The 17,605-nt window shown below is 26.7% G+C and carries 18 protein-coding genes and 1 riboswitch; of the genes, 15 read left to right on the forward strand and 3 right to left on the reverse strand.

Translation table 4 applies throughout. From position 1 onward, the window contains the following. Positions 1–79 precede the first annotated feature (79 nt). The gene (locus ACQH24_RS03625; protein ID WP_425380606.1) at positions 80–1,351 is read left to right on the forward strand and encodes a YitT family protein; all 1,272 of its coding nucleotides are present in this window, start codon (positions 80–82) and stop codon (positions 1,349–1,351) included. Here ACQH24_RS03625 and ACQH24_RS03630 read toward each other — a convergent pair. After that, complete coding sequence (locus tag ACQH24_RS03630; RefSeq protein ID WP_425380607.1) at positions 1,348–2,343, reverse strand: hypothetical protein; 996 nt, start codon at positions 2,341–2,343, stop codon at positions 1,348–1,350. The genes ACQH24_RS03625 and ACQH24_RS03630 overlap by 4 nt on opposite strands. A 76-nt stretch (positions 2,344–2,419) precedes the next feature. Between ACQH24_RS03630 and ACQH24_RS03635 the strand changes: the two genes are divergently transcribed. After that, positions 2,420–3,346 carry a deoxyribonuclease IV gene (locus ACQH24_RS03635; protein WP_425380608.1) on the forward strand — a complete coding sequence of 309 codons (927 nt, stop codon included), beginning with the start codon at positions 2,420–2,422 and terminating at the stop codon, positions 3,344–3,346. A gap of 2 nt (positions 3,347–3,348) precedes the next feature. Further along, positions 3,349–3,822, forward strand: coding sequence for a dual specificity protein phosphatase family protein (locus ACQH24_RS03640; RefSeq protein ID WP_425380609.1), 474 nt, complete (start codon positions 3,349–3,351; stop codon positions 3,820–3,822). Between the two features lie 40 nt (positions 3,823–3,862). On the opposite strand, the gene ACQH24_RS03645 is transcribed toward ACQH24_RS03640, so the two are convergent. Next, complete coding sequence (locus ACQH24_RS03645; protein WP_425380610.1) at positions 3,863–4,015, reverse strand: hypothetical protein; 153 nt, start codon at positions 4,013–4,015, stop codon at positions 3,863–3,865. Between the two features lie 44 nt (positions 4,016–4,059). Further along, a complete protein-coding gene (gene ispG, locus ACQH24_RS03650) occupies positions 4,060–5,154 on the reverse strand; it encodes a flavodoxin-dependent (E)-4-hydroxy-3-methylbut-2-enyl-diphosphate synthase (protein ID WP_425380611.1) in 1,095 nt (364 codons plus the stop codon). Positions 5,155–5,872: 718 nt separating this feature from the next. Continuing rightward, positions 5,873–5,972: riboswitch (purine riboswitch) on the forward strand. An 89-nt stretch (positions 5,973–6,061) separates the two neighbouring features. On the opposite strand from ispG, the gene ACQH24_RS03655 reads away from it, so the two are divergent. The 12 genes from ACQH24_RS03655 to yqeH all read left to right on the forward strand — a co-directional run bounded on the left by ACQH24_RS03655 (position 6,062) and on the right by yqeH (position 17,549). Then, positions 6,062–7,462: a BMP family ABC transporter substrate-binding protein gene (locus ACQH24_RS03655; RefSeq protein ID WP_425380612.1), complete on the forward strand. Its 1,401-nt coding sequence runs from the start codon at positions 6,062–6,064 to the stop codon at positions 7,460–7,462. A 191-nt stretch (positions 7,463–7,653) separates the two neighbouring features. Further along, positions 7,654–7,878, forward strand: a complete 225-nt coding sequence (locus ACQH24_RS03660; RefSeq protein WP_425380613.1) for a lipoprotein — start codon at positions 7,654–7,656, stop codon at positions 7,876–7,878. Next, on the forward strand, positions 7,806–8,000 hold the full coding sequence (locus ACQH24_RS03665; RefSeq protein ID WP_425380715.1) for a hypothetical protein: 195 nt from the start codon (positions 7,806–7,808) through the stop codon (positions 7,998–8,000). The genes ACQH24_RS03660 and ACQH24_RS03665 overlap by 73 nt, the downstream gene beginning before the upstream one ends. Before the next feature lie 700 nt (positions 8,001–8,700). Continuing rightward, a complete protein-coding gene (locus ACQH24_RS03670; RefSeq protein ID WP_425380614.1) occupies positions 8,701–9,459 on the forward strand; it encodes a hypothetical protein in 759 nt (252 codons plus the stop codon). 282 nt (positions 9,460–9,741) lie between these two features. Further along, complete coding sequence (locus ACQH24_RS03675; protein ID WP_425379371.1) at positions 9,742–10,701, forward strand: transposase; 960 nt, start codon at positions 9,742–9,744, stop codon at positions 10,699–10,701. A gap of 369 nt (positions 10,702–11,070) precedes the next feature. Beyond that, on the forward strand, positions 11,071–11,880 hold the full coding sequence (locus tag ACQH24_RS03680; RefSeq protein WP_425380615.1) for a hypothetical protein: 810 nt from the start codon (positions 11,071–11,073) through the stop codon (positions 11,878–11,880). Between the two features lie 769 nt (positions 11,881–12,649). Further along, positions 12,650–12,907, forward strand: a complete 258-nt coding sequence (locus ACQH24_RS03685) for a hypothetical protein (RefSeq protein WP_425380616.1) — start codon at positions 12,650–12,652, stop codon at positions 12,905–12,907. Continuing rightward, positions 12,864–13,079 carry a hypothetical protein gene (locus ACQH24_RS03690; RefSeq protein ID WP_425380617.1) on the forward strand — a complete coding sequence of 72 codons (216 nt, stop codon included), beginning with the start codon at positions 12,864–12,866 and terminating at the stop codon, positions 13,077–13,079. Before ACQH24_RS03685 ends, ACQH24_RS03690 begins: the two co-directional genes overlap by 44 nt. A gap of 17 nt (positions 13,080–13,096) precedes the next feature. Continuing rightward, on the forward strand, positions 13,097–14,206 hold the full coding sequence (locus ACQH24_RS03695) for an SGNH/GDSL hydrolase family protein (RefSeq protein ID WP_425380618.1): 1,110 nt from the start codon (positions 13,097–13,099) through the stop codon (positions 14,204–14,206). 1 nt (position 14,207) lies between these two features. Next, positions 14,208–15,797: an MOLPALP family lipoprotein gene (locus ACQH24_RS03700; protein WP_425380619.1), complete on the forward strand. Its 1,590-nt coding sequence runs from the start codon at positions 14,208–14,210 to the stop codon at positions 15,795–15,797. A gap of 92 nt (positions 15,798–15,889) precedes the next feature. Further along, positions 15,890–16,486, forward strand: coding sequence for a YqeG family HAD IIIA-type phosphatase (locus ACQH24_RS03705; RefSeq protein WP_425380620.1), 597 nt, complete (start codon positions 15,890–15,892; stop codon positions 16,484–16,486). After that, positions 16,473–17,549 carry a ribosome biogenesis GTPase YqeH gene (gene yqeH, locus ACQH24_RS03710; protein WP_425380621.1) on the forward strand — a complete coding sequence of 359 codons (1,077 nt, stop codon included), beginning with the start codon at positions 16,473–16,475 and terminating at the stop codon, positions 17,547–17,549. Before ACQH24_RS03705 ends, yqeH begins: the two co-directional genes overlap by 14 nt. Positions 17,550–17,605 lie beyond the last annotated feature (56 nt).

Genomic DNA, 17,605 nt, shown 5'->3' on the forward strand with positions numbered 1-17,605 from the left:
TTTGGGTTGTTTTTATTTTGGAAGATGGTGTTATACTTAATTGTAATTAAGGTTTAGAAAGGGCAAGGAAATCTAAAAGATGGTACATGATGAAGAAACAAATGTAGAACTAGATAATAATAATCCCGTTGTTAGTTCTGAGAATGTTGAAAATAAATCAATTGATGCATATAAACAAGGGCGACGAAAAACAAGAAGTCGTGAGCGGATTTCACGAAAAGAATTTAATTTACGATTTAAAACTTATTTTAAATCACGATTATTTCGGGATTATGGATATATTACGTTTGCGGCTTTTTTAGCAATGGTCAGTTATGATTATTTTATTGCGGCAACAACAAGTTACGGAATTATGCCAAGTGGGATTGGTGCAATCGCCAGGGGAGTGGCTGTGGCAATTTGACCAAAACAAGAGCAGTTAGCATTTCAAACAACAATGTATTGAGTTTTTTTCTTTGTTCTTAATTTACCATTATTTATTTTTGGAGTAATGAAAGTCGGAATTCGTTTTTCAATTCGAACAATTATTTATATTGCATTACAAAATGGATTCCACTTTATGTTTGCTTATATTCCAATTATTAATCCGCAAGAACTATTTTTCATTATTAACTATAACAGCTTAAATGTATTTAGTAATTATGGTGGAATGTATCAAATTTGATTATTTGTTTTTGCCGCGGTGGCTGGGATTTTAAATGGAATCGCTTATGGTTTAGTTTATAAAGGTGGTGCTTCCACTGCGGGTACTGACTTTGTATTAGCTTATTATTCGGTGAAAAAGAAAACATCAATCGCTAATTACAATCGAATTGTTAATTATATCATTGTTCTTGTAATGTTGGCAATTCATACAATTCTTTTAAACCGTAGTGAAGTTACTAGCATTTATTTTGGAACAGATTGAGCAAATCATATTGAGGAAATAAAAAAACTTGGGTTCAATATTGACAGCAATGGATTACTTGGTGGTGATTTAGCAATTCATAAGGCAAAATACTTCTTTGGACCAGTTTTATTTGGTTCATACTTATTTGTAGTAGTTCAATCAATTACAATTGATATTATCTTCCCAAAATTTAAATATCGTAGTTTGATGATTATTACTTCAAAAGGGGATGCTGTTGTTTCAGGATTACAATATGTTCATTATCCTAATGACATTATTCGTATTCCAACTCGTGATTATTATGAAGGAACAGATATTAATAATGAAGTTATTATGGTTTCAACATCACTATTAGAATATAAGTGAATTAAAGCGGCAATTGTTGTTTCTGATCCTGATGCTAGAATTTTATCTTACAAGTTAGATAAAATTATTGCAAATTATAAAGTTGATAAATACTAATTAATTTTTGAAATTAAATTTAATCAGACAAAACTTTTTTGTAAAGTCTGCTTGTCATGCTTGATTGTTTCGATCATATTATCTAGCATGACATTTTTATTTAGACTAATATTAAAATTTAAAAAACTATCATAGTTATCAATTCAACTATTTGTTGAAATGGTAGCTAACTGGAAGGATATTGTTTTGTTAGTAACTTTAATATTTGGAATTAAGTTAGTAGTAACCATATTATCTAGGATAAGTTTTTTTAGGTTTGTCGTAATATTTGGATTAGATTCTTTATATCAAAAGAAATTATCAAAGGTTAAATCATTCTTATGATATTTATTTTTTCGATTAATTTCAAAGTTATTATTTTCGAGAGTAGGGGTTGTGATTGTTAAAAATAAGTAGCGATAATATTGTATGTTATATGGTTTTGGAATTAAATTTGGTTGTAAGTTATCAATAACTGTTGCTGTTGCTTGACTAATAGAACCAATGTTAAAGGGCATATGTTGATATTGCCCGACGATAATATTATCATTAACTTTAAATTCGGCAATTGGATAATTATTAGTCGGAGTAATTGTTCATTTTGCTGTAATATCACTAATTGTTAAATCAGAAATCATTTTGCCAAAAATATCATTATATAAATTAATTAATGTTTTAACATCAATGCTATCTCTAATTTGTTGAATTAGATATTTTTGATGTTTTTTAATAAAAATAATAAGAATAGTACTTGTTATAAAACAGCCTAAAGCAACGATTGCAAGGGGTAAAAAAATTGTTTTATTTAATTTAAAACGGAGATCATATGTCACAATAAAACTAAAAATGGTAAGAAATAAACTAAACATAATCAAAAGATAAAAAAACAGGTTAATTCATTGTCAAGTCACAATTTTATCTTTCTTTTTTATAATCACTTTCTGATAAACAGTATCAATTGTTGCGTCAATTTGTTTAATATTTTCTTCGTTAAGCATTATTAATCCTTTCATTCTTTATAAATTATTTTTTCTTGTCTTTATATATGATATTATAAAATTAATTAGAAAGAAAGGGATAATCATAAAAATGAAAGATTATAATTTAATTATTGGAAGTCATGTAAGTATGAATAAGCAACAGGATTATTTGCTTGGAGCATTAACAGAAAGTTTAAACAATGATGCTAATGCAATGATGATTTATACCGGACCACCCCAAAATACAATTCGCGTTAGTACTGAACATTTCTTCATTTCAGAATTTTATCAAAAATTAGCAGAAGAAAATTTTTCAATTGATAATGTTATTATTCATGCGCCGTATATTATTAATTTAGCTAATACCACTAATCCTAGTACTTTTGAAATTGCTGTTGAGTTTTTGAAAAAAGAAATTATTCGTGCGGATGAAATTGGGATTAAAACGATTGTCTTACATCCAGGTAGTGCCATTGGCGCACCAGAACAAGTTGGTTTAGATCAAATTATTAAAGGTTTAAATTTAGTTTTAACTGCAGACCAAAAGGTAAAGATTGCTTTAGAAACAATGGCTGGAAAGGGGACCGAATTAGGAACTAACTTTGCACAATTGAAATATATTATTGATAATGTAAAGTTAAAAGATAAAATTGGCGTCTGTTGAGATACTTGCCATATGCATGATGCTGGTTATCAGTTTGAAACAAATTTAGAAGCAATTATTGAAGAATTTGACCAATTAATTGGCTTAGATCGTTTGTTATGTTTACACATTAATGATAGTAAGAATCCATTATCTGCTCATAAAGATCGTCATGAAAATATTGGTTATGGTTATTTAGGATTTGAGACAATTTTAAAAATAATTTATCATCCAAAGTTAAATGGGATGATAAAAATTTTAGAAACACCATATGTCGGAGCAAAAGGGCATGCTTTTGCTCCGTATAAAACTGAAATTGCGATGATTAAGTTAAAAGAATTTACTGATCCGTTTCATGTAAATGGAAAAATAAAAATAGATGTAGGAGAATAAAAATGTCAGCAAAGAAAATTATTACCAATTTATATCTTGGTGATCGTCATAGCATTCCAAATGATATTAACTTAGTAATTAGTTGTGCTGCTGAAATTTATCGTGAACAAATTCAAAAGCATAAAATTAAGAATGATAATCAAGAATATATGTGAATTGATGATCAACATGTTTATTTTAATTTTAAAGATTATCCAACTTTGCAGGAGTTAGATGTTAATGTTGTCATTAAAGCATTAAAAATTATTGATAATAATATCAAAACTAAAAAAATTTATGTTCATTGTATTTGAGGTGTTAATCGTAGTGCCTCAATTGTTTTTATGTATTTAGTTGCAAAGGGGCATATTAATGATGATGATTTTGATAGTGCATTGGAACAGTTTGAACGAATTTATCCTTATATAAATCCAAATCCCGGATGATTTGATTTTCTGATTAATGAATTTCCATATACGCATTTAATATCAAATTAATAAAATAAAAAATCTAAGTGGCATAAATCACTTAGATTTTTTATCGTTTGTCTTTACAACAAACACATTTTTTATTAATACAATCTGTGCAAGAAATACAAATTAAACAAGAACGACATCCGACTTTTGGTTTACTACATGTACGACATCCCATACAATCATGTTTTTTTGCTGGACAACATACATCCATCATTTTTCACCTCTATTTTCTTTATCACTTTTTAATTGTATCATAGATTAAGGGTTAGATTTATCTGTGCTGTTTTCTTCTTGTCAAATATGGTAATATTCATCAATCAGTAATTTTAATTCCGGAATAAGATCATCTTGTTTACATGATTTATAAATTTTACCTTTTTTAAAAATAATACCTCCATTTTTTCCACCGGCAATTCCAATGTCTGCTTGTTTTGCTTCACCAGGACCATTAACAACACAGCCTAAGATTGCAATTTTCAATGGGAATTTCATTTCTTTTGTATATTCTTCAATTTCTTTGACAACTGGGAAAAGTTCATATTCAAGGCGACCACATGTTGGACAAGCGATAACATCAACTATTTTATCGTAAAGACCTAACGCATTTAACATTCGTTTTGCAACTTCTACTTCTGCAATTGGATCTGTTGATAAACTAATTCGAATAGTATCACCGATGCCATTAAAGAGAAGCGGTGATAATCCACTACATGATTTGATTGTACCGGTATGATGACTACCAGCTTCAGTGATTCCTAAATGAAGAGGATAATTTCATTCTTGACTAGCTAAAGTATAAGCTTCAATGGCCATTAGTGGTTCGGTTGCTTTTAAGGATAAAATAATATCATAAAATTCTAAATTTTCTAAAATTTCAATATGACGTCGGGCACTTTCAATCATTGCTTTTGGTGTTCAGCCATATTTATCAACTAAATCTAAAGGAAGACTTCCGGAATTAACCCCAATTCGAATTGGGATTTTTTTTTCATGACATTTCGCCACAACTTTTTTAGTATTTTCAATGCTGCCAATGTTTCCAGGATTAATTCGAATTTTACTAATTCCAGCATCAGCTGCAATTAAAGCAAATTCATGATTAAAATGAATATCGGCAACTAAGGGACATGGCGCTTGTTCGACAATCGTTTTTAAAGCTGCAGCGTCATCTTTTCCTAATACTGCGATTCTAACGATTTCACACCCTTCTTGATATAATTCATTAATTTGTGCTAAAGTAGCCTTAATATTATGAGTTTTTGTATTGGTCATGGACTGAATAACGACCTTATTTTGTCCACCAATTTGAATATTACCAACCATTACTTTTCGTGTGTTATTTCTTTTGTGCATTGGTTTAACCATTCCTTATCTTTGCAATAAATAGCGTATGTAAAATTAAGTCGGTAGGGGAGTTGAAGGTATCGGTAGGGGAGTTGAAGGTATCGGTAGGGGAGTTGAACAAGCCCAATAACCACAGGGGGTTAGCATTTTACATAAATTACAATTATTATATTATCTTTTAGATAATTTCACAATAATAATACGATTAAAGTAAACTAAATTCAATATTAAAATTGTTTTTTGTTTGATTTACTGCCTTATTTTTGATCTTTTTATTGATGATATTCTTATTTTATAAATAGCTTTAATAAAATAAAACATTAATTAGGTGATATAAAGCAATGTAAAAGACCAGTAAAATCAAGGGTTTTCTATTTGTTCCAACTTTATTCCAACTATATTCCAAATTTGTTCCAAATATAACAAAAAATATAAAAAGTTAAGTAAATATTGTTGAATTTTATTTTTTGAACTATATAATTATAAATGTCTAGGGAAGTATAAGAATTGTATATTTATTAATTATAATAAATAGCACAAGTTTAGCCCTATCAATATGACCATACTTTGTATTATATTTGTCTTATACTTCATGGATACCCTAAAAAACAATCCGGGTGAGATTGTTTTTTTATTTTGCTTATTTTTTAATGTATTAATTTCATATTTTTTTGCTTATTTTATTTTTTTGAATTGTTTTTTTTTAAAAAAAGAGTTATGATGTAAGTATAAAAATAAATGACACACCTGTATATGCTAGTAATATGGTCTAGCGTTTCTACGTCTTACCATGGGAAAAAGACTCTATAGGTTAATGAATTTACTTGCTAAACATTAACCATTCATATTTTAATTGGAAGTATCGGGTTAATGTTTTTTATTTTTAGATACATTAGGTTTACAAAGGAGCAAAGAAATGAAAAGGCTTTTACAGATTTTTACAACAATTAGTGTTGTTGGAACTTCAGTTGGTAGTGTTGTTGCCTGCGCTAAAAAATATACTTTTGATAGTAGTATTTGGGTTATTACCGATGGGGGAACAGTTAGTGACCTTGCTTTTAATCAGTCGGCATGAGAAGGAGCAAGTAAGTATGTTGTCTCAAAGTTAGATCCAACACTGCCACTATTGCAGTGGAAAAAAGCAAAATGACGAGCAAGTTATTTTGAATCAGTCAGTCAAACTCCAGGTGATTTTAAGAGTGCATATATCACATCGGCAATTGCTGGGGCAAAGACATTAATATTACCTGGTTTTAATCATGGCAATACGATTGGATGAGCCGCTGGTTTAGTTGACAATATTATATATATTGATGGTAGTGGTCAAAATATCCATATTAATATGAATTCCAATGAACCACTAGCAAAAAATATTATTGGAATTACTTATCAGGCAGAAGCATCTGGATTTTATGCGAGTTTAGCGGCAAGTATTTATTTAAATGCTCATCAAAATGAATATAGTCCAGAATTAAAAGTTGGAACTTATGGTGGAATGGATAATCCAATTGCTGTTTCAAATTATATGTGAGGTTTCTTAGTTGGAATTGACCTTTTTAATGCTATCATTAACTCTTTACCTGGGCAGAAATTAAATTTTTTAAAAAATCAAATTTTAGAACAAGTGCAAATTATTAATAGTAATATTAGTAGTTTACAATCAATTGTAAAAGTTCAAAATGTTTTAAATAAAAATGAATCATGGTTTTCACAATCATTTCAAGCTGGTGATGGGAAAATTATTAGTGATGAATTATTATCACGGGGTGCTAAAATTATTTTTCCTGTTGCTGGGGCACAAGTGCAAGATACTGTTAATCAAATTAAAATTAATAAGCTTAAGGCAAAAATTGTTGGAGTTGATACTGAACAATCAAAAATTTATGGGGAAGATATGGTAATAACAAGTGCTTTAAAACAAATTTCAACTTCAACTTTTGATGCATTAAATAATATTTATTCATCACAATGTGGTTATGATGCCAAAACTAAAACTTGAAATAAAGCTAATCGAACAAAAAGTTGTTGAATTAATACTGATCAAACTTCAATTGAACATTTGTCATGAACGGGAATTGAAACAACAAAGTGAGTTAAAACAAACTTAGTGAATTTTTTACACAATACAACGTATGATCAAACAAAAAATACGCCATTTGATAAGATGGCTGAAGTATTAGAGCATGCTTATAAAGATGGAATTGATAATCATTCACCGATTGGTATGAATACTTTTTTTAATACATTACAAAACACTTATCAAAACCAGACGTCTTTGAAACAATATTTATTAACAGCAGTTGAAAATGCATTATAAGTTAAGAGAAAAACAATAAAGTGGAATAGAATTTCACTTTATTTGTATTTAATAAAAATAAGTTGTTAAATCATAAAGAATACAAATATCACATAAAAATTGCAATGATTTTAAAATTAATTTCATTTTTATATATAATATAAATATTAAATATTTTAATTATTTAATATTCAGGAAGGAAAATATTAAGAGTGAAAAAATTATTAACAATCTTAGGGGCATTTGGATTAACAGCCACTGCGGCAAGCAGCAATCTTATTGCTTGTCATAATCCGGGTAATAATGGCAATCAAATGCAAAAAATAAAGGATAGAATATCAAATTTAAAAAACAAACAGATGAGTTGATTAAAACAACATCAGATGTTACTGAAAAAGAAAAGTTGCAAGAATTTAAAATGTTGCTTATTACTTTAGAAGAGCATTTGGCTTTAGTAACAGATAAAGATATTAAAGAGGCAACTAAAATGGAAATGGAACAATTAGAAAAATCAATTTCCATTTTGGAAGAAAAATTTAATGAATATTTTAATACATAAAATAAAAAAACTAATATTTTTATACAAAAGTTGTTATTTTATTGTAAATCTTACTAATTGGTGAAAGAAGTAAAAATAATTTTACTTCTTTTAAAAATTATGCTCTTATGGTGACAAATATTGTTCTAATAATCTACAAAAATTACAATAAACTTTCTAATATCTTTAACACTTTTTCGATTGTGAGGAAGATAGCCATAAAATCTATAAGTTACTATGAAATCTCGCAATTTTCAATTTGATTGTGGAGAACGAACTGGTGTTGTTTGATGAATAACACCTTTTTTATTTAAAACTTTTGTAAATTTACTACGATGATATTTATGGTCGGGATTATAACTATAAATATATACTATTTATTTTCATTTTATCAGGTGATCAAAAATTTATAGGGTTTTTACAATTTTGAACTAAAATTAGTTGCATTTTTCTGAAAATATTATATAAATAAGGTAAGCAGATATAAAACTGCTGTTAGGAAGGGGCACAAGTAATTAGAAAATTACTAGCTATTTTAGTCCCTAGTATACTTGCCATATCTTCGGCAAGTATAGTTAATATTAAAAGTATTAATTCTTATCATAACAGTGAAAAACTATCTAATAACTTAGCAAATGCAGAGCAAAGTACAAAAGAATTTGTCGCTCGGCTTGAGACATCAAAATTTAATAATGGTTCAGGAGATCCTGTAACAGGTAAAGTGGATGCTGGTGTTACAAATTGAGAAAGTTTTATTGCTGATCTTAGAGAATTTGTAAAGGAAAAAAATATTTCTTCTTTTAAAGTTACAGAATTTAGTTCGAAATTTGATCAGTTAAACTTTTCTGGACATAATCATATGAAGTTTACTAGGTTTTACTGAATTAATGATCTTATGCATGATTTGGCATTTGGAAAAAATATTGAAAATTTAAAACAGACTGTTGAAATTCGCCATGTGGGATATGGAAATTATAGTTGAAAAATAAACCTGTCAGTTGAAATTGATGGAAGAAAATATGAAAATGTTAATTTGAATACATATGAAACTAAGCAATATTTTAATAATTATCAAATTCTAGGTGGATTTGTTAACACTGTTAAAATTGCATATGATGCTGAACCAGAAAGTAAAAGTATTCAGGATCATGATAATCAGTTTGAGTCAAATATTACTTTAAAAAATTTAGGGTTTTATTGATATGTGAACCAAATCCTTGATTCATTTAATAAATCAGATTATAATCGCCTTGCTTTAGATTACATTAATGTAAGAAAAGGTCATAATTTAGATCAAATTAAAGCAACTGCCGTTAAGAGAGCAGAAAGAAATTCAGGTGGTTATTTTAAAGTTGCATCTGAAATTAATAGTGGTTATAATTTAAATGATAAAGTAGTAGACGAATATTTTTATGTTTCATTACAGTCAGAATATGCTGAAGGTATTTTTGAAATGTTAGTTAAAAATGTTAATTTATAATTTTGTAATTTAATTGTTATATAATATCATACAATATTAAAAATAAAATAAATTTATATTTGTAAAAAATTTAAGGAAGTGGAGTAATCCACTTTTTTAATATTGATTTTAAGAAATGATATAAGAAAAATGAAATAATTATGTTATTTATTAATTGCAATTTTTATTTATTAAAAAATTACCTTTTCAAACAATTTATCTTTAATTTTGTCGAAAACTCTTGATATTTATAGAATATATCTAATTTTAGGTATATTTTTAATATATAGAGGTAAATAATTGATGGAAAAAATAATTACAGAATTAAAAAACAGTTTTACAGATGATCAATTTTTAGAATTTGCTGAAAAAATAAAAAAAGAAGCAGAAGTAATCAAAAAACAAAAACGTTTAAATGAAATTGATCAAAAATTTAGAGATAAAGGCATTATATGTCCTGATTGTAAATCTTATCATTGTGTTAAAAATGGTCATAATCCCGAAGGAAAACAAAAATATTTATGTAAAAAATGTCGTGCTAGTTTTGATGCTTTTCGTCATCATTTTACTTATTGAAGTCATTTAAATTATGAACAGTGAAATTTATTAATTCAAATTTCATTATTAGGACAATCTAGTAAAATAATTTCCCGTTTTATTAAAACAACACCAAAAACTGCTTGATATAATCGTCAAAAATTAATGCAATCAAAACAATTAGAAAATACTCAATTAAAATTTAAAAAATTAAATGGTCAAATCCAAATTGATGAAACTTTTATTAAAGAAATCCATAAAGGTAATTTTAAAGATAAATTTGATAAACGAAAAACTCATCTTGATCCATTTTCAACTAATACCAAATGCTGTATTCAAATGGTAGTTGATAGCAATAATAATATTTTTGTTCAATCCACCAATACCAAACGATTACAAAAACAATGAATTATTGAAAATATGAATAAGCAATTAATTAAAGAAAAATCAATAATTATTTCTGACATGCAACCATTATATTTATTAGTAGCAAAACAAACAAATTCTACTCTATATTCTACCAAAACTAGTACAAACCCTGATACTAGTTATCGAAAGTTAAATAAGATTAGTAAATTACAATCCAGTCTTAAAGAAGCCTTAATTCATTATCATGGTTTGGGTTTCACTAATATTCAAAATTATTTAAATCTATGAAAATGAAAATACCAACATAAAGGTTTAACACCAAAACAACAATCAACGGTATTATATTTTAATGTTTAAAAAATTTAAAGCAAAATCATGATCTTAAACAAAATTATTTTTCAAATTGTCATATTGATGATTTTTTTATTTCATCAAGAGTTTTCGACAAAATTAAAGCAATTTATTAATAAAAATAAGATATAATTACAGTATAAGTAAAAATACTTATACTAGAAAAAACAATGAAAAAAAATAATATTTAATTTTATATATATTTAACCCAAAAAAGAAAATATTAAAGATTTGGATTTACAAGTTTTTTGTAATAGCAAATGAGGATTTTTTAAATGGTATCATTTCAATAGCAAAAATCTTAGTGTCTATAACAAAATTCTTAAATTATTATCTTAATTATTTAAAAATGTATTTTAATAGAAAGGTTAGTAAATGAATAAAAAATATCAATTCAAAAATTATAGTACAACATTAAAAACTGGTTTAATAATGGGAACAATTGTTTTGGGGTTTCTTGCTCTTTTTGAACTAATAATTATTTTGCTCTTTTTAACATCGGGTCATAAAAAAATTCATTCAATTGAAATAATAATTATGATTTTTACAGTAGTAATTGTTATCGCATTGATTTGAAATTGTATTATTTTTAAAACAAACAAAAGTAAAATGGGTTTAGGAATTTATTACATGTTATTAATAACAATTGGTTATGTTCTATTTGTTATTTTATTTTCTTTTAATATTAATGATTATGTTCTAAATATTAATCACTATTATCCAAATTATGAATTTTGATCTATTGCCAGAGCAATTGTCGGAACACAAATTTTCTTATTTGCAATAACATGAGGATTATTAATTGCAAGTGGTGTAATGGTTTTTGTTGGAAAACCGATGAAAACAATTTATCAATTTGATGATACTAAAAAGCAAATTATTAATTATGAACAACAAGAGTTACGTTATTTATCGTATGGAAAAAGTTGATTGATTGCATCTTGTGTAATTAGTGCAATTTTCACGTTCGGATTTTCATTATTATGATGGTTACCGGTAACGATTATTACAATTAAACGGGGTGCACAATATCAATCAACAGGGAATTTAGCGATTATTATTATGATTTTAGCAGTAATCAGTTTATTTTTTATTTTTCTACCATTAGGAATGATGGCCGCGATTTATTATGGTATGTTTGAACCTAAAAATTTAGATCATCACCAAAATGAAAATAAAGATTAGAATTTAAAAAGAACCAAAATATCAATCTATATTAATATAATAAATTAAAAAAATAAGGGCAATGTTTCTTTTAATTGAGAGGTATAAATAATAATTTAGAAAGATTATTATTTATACCTAGATTATGAGAAACATTTTTATATTGCTAAAGGAAAAATAAAATTTTCATTATAATTTAATCTTAAAAAATACTTTTTTTAATAATTATTTCGTTATAATAATCATAACTAAATTTGATGGATTTATTTCATATCCAAAAAAATAATTATATAAAATGAAAAGGAACAATAAAATGTTAAGTAATCTTTCAAAGAAAATAAAATTTATTTGACTAGGAATTCTAATTGGAATTCTTAGTATCTTTTTTATATTGGGAATTGGTTTAACAATTCCAGGAATGGGATTAGAATCCTTAAAATTTATTAACAGTTTAAAAACTTAAATTCAGCGAGCTTTTCCGCAAGTAAAGTTTATTATAAATAGTAATATTAAAATTTTTGATACGCTTGTTAATACTGTTTTAAAATCATCATATGAAGCAGATATTTTATCGTCATTAAATTATTATGAAAACGCTAATCAGAATGAAAAAATTAAAAAAGAGTATCTAAGTTTTGCTGATAATTGATTTAATAATCGTTGAGAAGCAACAATTACTAAACGGGAAAATATTGATTTATATGACGTTGGGATTGATTTAATTGAGTTTGATAAGAGTGTTGCCGTTAAGTTTCATTCTTATGGTTATGTTAATACGGGGATTCAATGAATGTTTCGAAGCGGAGGGATTAATCAAATGTTTAGTGCGGCCTTAGAACACCATGCTCTAAGACAAGAAACAATTAATGATCAAGATACTTATAATCAAATGATTGATAGTGCTGGACCTGATATTAATGGTTTAGTTGTAAATAAATCAATTGGAACATATATTGTTAATAATAAGGTTTGATTTTTAAATATGCAATTAAAAAACTTAGATTATGCAATGACGGCCATGGGGGGGTGATACTATTTTTGTCGATAAGACATTAACAAAAAACGATATTATAGCACCAATTACGGTAAATAATTTATATCATCCAAATTTTGTGAGGGCATTAAATACGACAAGAGCAGGAACCGTTTTTATTTTAATGTGACCATTTTTGGTAGTTGCAATTTTACCGTGTATCATTATTATCATTATTAAAAATTAATAAAGGAGAAAATATTTATGAAAAAATTCTTTACATTATTAACTGTTATTACTTTAACAACAGGTAGTACAGCTACCCTAATTAGCTGTGCAATTCCGCAAGATCATCATCTTAATCAAGATGATAAATTATTATTAATAGGAAAAGATATTGATACATCTAAAGCGGTTGATGATGCAGAAAGTAATTTAAAATTTACAAATTATTATATTTTAGGAGATAGTTTAAGTGATTCACATGGAATCGAAAAATTAGTAAAAAATAATTTTAATGTTAATCTTAAACTTGGAACGGATGATAAAACCAAATTAGAAGATTACCAATACGGGAATTTTAGTAATGGTAAAACTGCTGGGGTGTTATTAAATGATAAATTAGGTTTTAAAAACATTGAACCTGCAATTCCAAATGATGATTCTAAGTTTGGTCGGAATTATGCGATTGGGGGTGCTACTGCCGCTGATGTTGTGGGGATGGGTGGTATATTGTTAAACAATGTTACCATGGATAAACAAGCTCGTGCTTTAGTTAGTCAGCATAAATTACGAAATACTGATTTAGTTTTTATCGAAATTGGTGGTAACGACTTATTTCAATTAGTTGATATTTCAGATCCACAGTCCGAAATTGCTTTAATGAAACAAAGTATTAACCGGATTCAGGAAGCCTTATTTATCTTATTAAATAATGGGATTAGAAAAATTATTTTTTCTGATGATCCAAATGTTAGTATAATACCGCGATATGTTAACAATGCTAATTTAAAACAACGGGCAAATGATCTTTCAACTGAATTTCACTTTCGAGTTAAGAATGCGATTGAGACAGCTAATCGTTATTATGAACATGCTATTCGTGAATGAGGACTATATGATAATTTAACAGTTTTGATGCAAGAATTTAAAGCTAACCATGCCAAAGCGGAATTACAAGTTAATTTTAATGTTTTGGATATGGATTTTATGAAAATCTTAGAAACAGGTGTTTTAAATGCTAAACGAAATCCCAATCTTCCTACTAGCGCAGATGTTGCAGATTATTTCTTTTTTGATGATGTTCATCCTACACGGGAAGTTCATCAATTAGCAATGGAACATTATTATGATATGGTAAAGGAGTGGAGATAAAATGAAAAAACTATTAGCTTATTTGGGAACAATTTCTTTACTAACAACATCAGCGGCGCCCGAAGGTTTGGCAGGAATTTTAGCGATAATTGTTAATGGCAATTTATTATCAAAAGTTTTATCGCCATCAATTTTAAGATTTGCAAATGAGCTGTTAAATCAAGATACTTTAATGGCCTTTCGTGATGCTTTTGATGATTCAATTTATGAAAATATGACTTATCAGGACGTCCTGACTTCGGGGACGATTGGTCTTGTTAATGCTGTTAATGAATTAACTGGTCAAAGTAAACAGTTTGATTATAAGAACAAATCAAACCTTCAAGATGATGCTAAAAATTATCAGGATGCAATAAGTATGTTTGGCACAACAATTGTAGATATAATGCATAAAAAAATCTCTTTCAAATTTAATCTTATTAATAATTTAACAGCAATTAGTGAAATTATTCGTTTTGTACGAATTGTATTAAATTATCTTGATCAATTTGATCCAGCCAAACCAATAACATGAGTAGAAATTAATACAGTTCGAACAACAACTTATCCTTTAAATACAAAAATAGATTTTAAGAAGATAATTAATAATTTAGCAATTAGATTAACTAGTGCTAATGGGGAAGGATTACGAAGTTTAATTGCCATTTTATTTCAAAGTTCTGAGCATCATCAAATTAAACCTACTCCTAATATCCCTTTTTTAACAAAAGAAAACTTATCCCCAGCCGGATTGTCAGCGCTTGGAAAAGTTATTGTTAATAAATATATGCCTGTTGATTTAGGATTTATTAAGGTATATCTTGGTAATGTTGTCTGAGACATTATTAATACAATTTCAGCAAAAGAGACATTAGATGATATGGTTGCATTTTTAAATAATAAATTAATTTCCGATCAGTTACCGGCAAATATTAAACCCGTTATTGATAAAATTAAACAAAATCCTGTGGCAATTAAAGATTTATTTGCAGAATTATACCAAGGTGATATTTTAGGTGATATCTTTAAAATGTTCACCCCAGAATCAACATTAGTTAATGCTAAAAATTTAAAAATAATCTTAAATGAACCATTGCAAAATTGAATGCCCACAAATCAATTTACTAATATTATTGCCGATAAAAGTATTGTTACTGTGGTTACTGATTTAAATCAAGCAATTACTGATCATACTTTTATTAATACAAAAGATGTTTATCAGTTATTTAATAGTTTATTAACACCAACAGCGAATAATTTATGGCTGTTGCAAGATGCATTATTAAATCCCGAGAACTTTTTTAGTATTTTAGGATTTAAAAATAAAATAATTGTTGATAAAAGTCCATTAAGTTATTTAAAAAATATTTTAGAAAATGTGATGGGAATTAATGGCGCTTTTAAGACAATGACTAAATATATTAATGATTTTAATGTTAAAGAACAAAAAATTGCCGCAACAATGTACCAAACTTTTAATAATTTACAAGTAACTGTTCTTGCCCAAACAGTTGATAATATCTTTGAATATCAAATTAATAATCGAATTATTAAAATTGGGGTTGAAATAGTTGGGGATAAATACCTTATTAATGAAATTACAATAAATTAAATCATTTTAAAAGTTATTCTTTAAAGGAAAAGAATAACTTTTTTATTGAATCTTGGTATAATGATAAAAGAAAGAGGCGAGGATCTTTAATAATGGCTAAAAAAATTTTTGGTAAAAAAAAGAATCGAAATTTATTGTTAAATTATTTTAAACCATCAATTTATGTTCAAAATGTTAATAAGATTAATCTTGAGTCATTAAAAAAACATGGGATTAAAGTTTTTATTTGTGATTTAGATAATACTTTGACGCCTCTTTACCGGGGTATTCCAAATGCAGATAATATAAATTTAATTCAAAAGGTAAAAGCATTAGGAATGACTTTTGTTTTAGTATCAAATAATGCTCGGAAACGTGTTGAACGTTTTGCCACAAAAGCAGGAATTAAGTATTATTACTCAAATGCAAAAAAACCATTATTAAAGTATTTTCGAATTATCGCACGGCAATTTAATGTTAATCCTCATGAAATGATTATGGTTGGTGATCAGTTAATTACAGATATTTTGTTTGCTAATCGAGCCCATATGGAAAGCATTTTAGTTGTTCCTGTCACAGGAGCTAATGAATCAAATCGTTTTTTACGTTTATTAGAAAATTTAGTTTATAAACGATTGGCACAGAAAAATATTTTGCATAAAGGTTTCTTTGATGAAGGGGAATTTGGATTAGATTATGATATCTTATAAGAAATGTCAGGGATGTGGTGTTATTTTACAAAACACTAAACAAGATCAAATTGGTTATGTTGAAAATTTAACACAAGATTATTGCTATCGTTGTTTTCGCTTAACACATTATAATGAGGTAATTGATTATGATTTGAATGAAAATGAATTTTTAGCCAATCTTAATAATAATTTTGGTTTAAGTTACCATTATTTTTATGTTTTAGATATTTATGATTTAGATGGTTCTCGAAATTTATTATTAGAGCAAATCTTACAAAAGAATAAAGTAACACTTATTATTAATAAAATTGATTTAGTTCAAAAGTTAGTTAATAATAATAAAATTCTTACTTTTATTAACGAACTTTTTATTAATTCAGTTCTTTTTGAAAAGTTTGAAAATATAATTTTAATTAGTGGTTTAAAAAATTATTCGTTAAATGAATTATTCCAGTATATTAAGGATCAAAGGGAAGACATTGTTTTTGTTGGCAGTTTCAATACAGGGAAAAGTACTTTAATAAATAGTTTGATTAAGTTAACAAATTGCCAACAAAAAATAACAGTTTCTAATAATGTTTCTACAACTCTTGGTAATATTGAAGTTAAATTAGGAACAAAACATAAGATTTATGATACACCAGGAATTGTTAACAAGCATACCATTATTTCTTATTTAAATTCTAATGACAAAAAAATGATTACAAATAAATTAATAAAACCAATTACCTTTCAATTAGATTCTGAACAAACAATTTTTTATGAAGGTCTAGCAAGTTTTTCGTATTTAAAAGGAACAAAAACAAGTTTTCATTTTTATAAAAATAATAATATTAATTTGCACCGTACAAAATTGTTAAATAAAGATTATTATTTTAATCAACATCTAATGCAAATCCCTTTAAGATTAAAGGATTATAATAATTGAAAAGAACAAAAGATTATAATTAAAGCATCAGGAGATTATTCATTGTTTATTGCTGGCTTAGGGTGAATTACTTTTAGAGGTGCGGTAGGACAAGAAATAATGGTTGAAACAGAACAAAACATTAAAATTAATTTGCGAAAACGGTTCATTTAGTTTTATAATTAAAGTTAGATAGTTAGATAGTTAGATAGTTAGATAGTTAGATAGTT

Source organism: Spiroplasma endosymbiont of Stenodema calcarata (assembly GCF_964031205.1).
GTDB lineage: Bacteria > Bacillota_I > Bacilli_A > Mycoplasmatales > Mycoplasmataceae > Spiroplasma.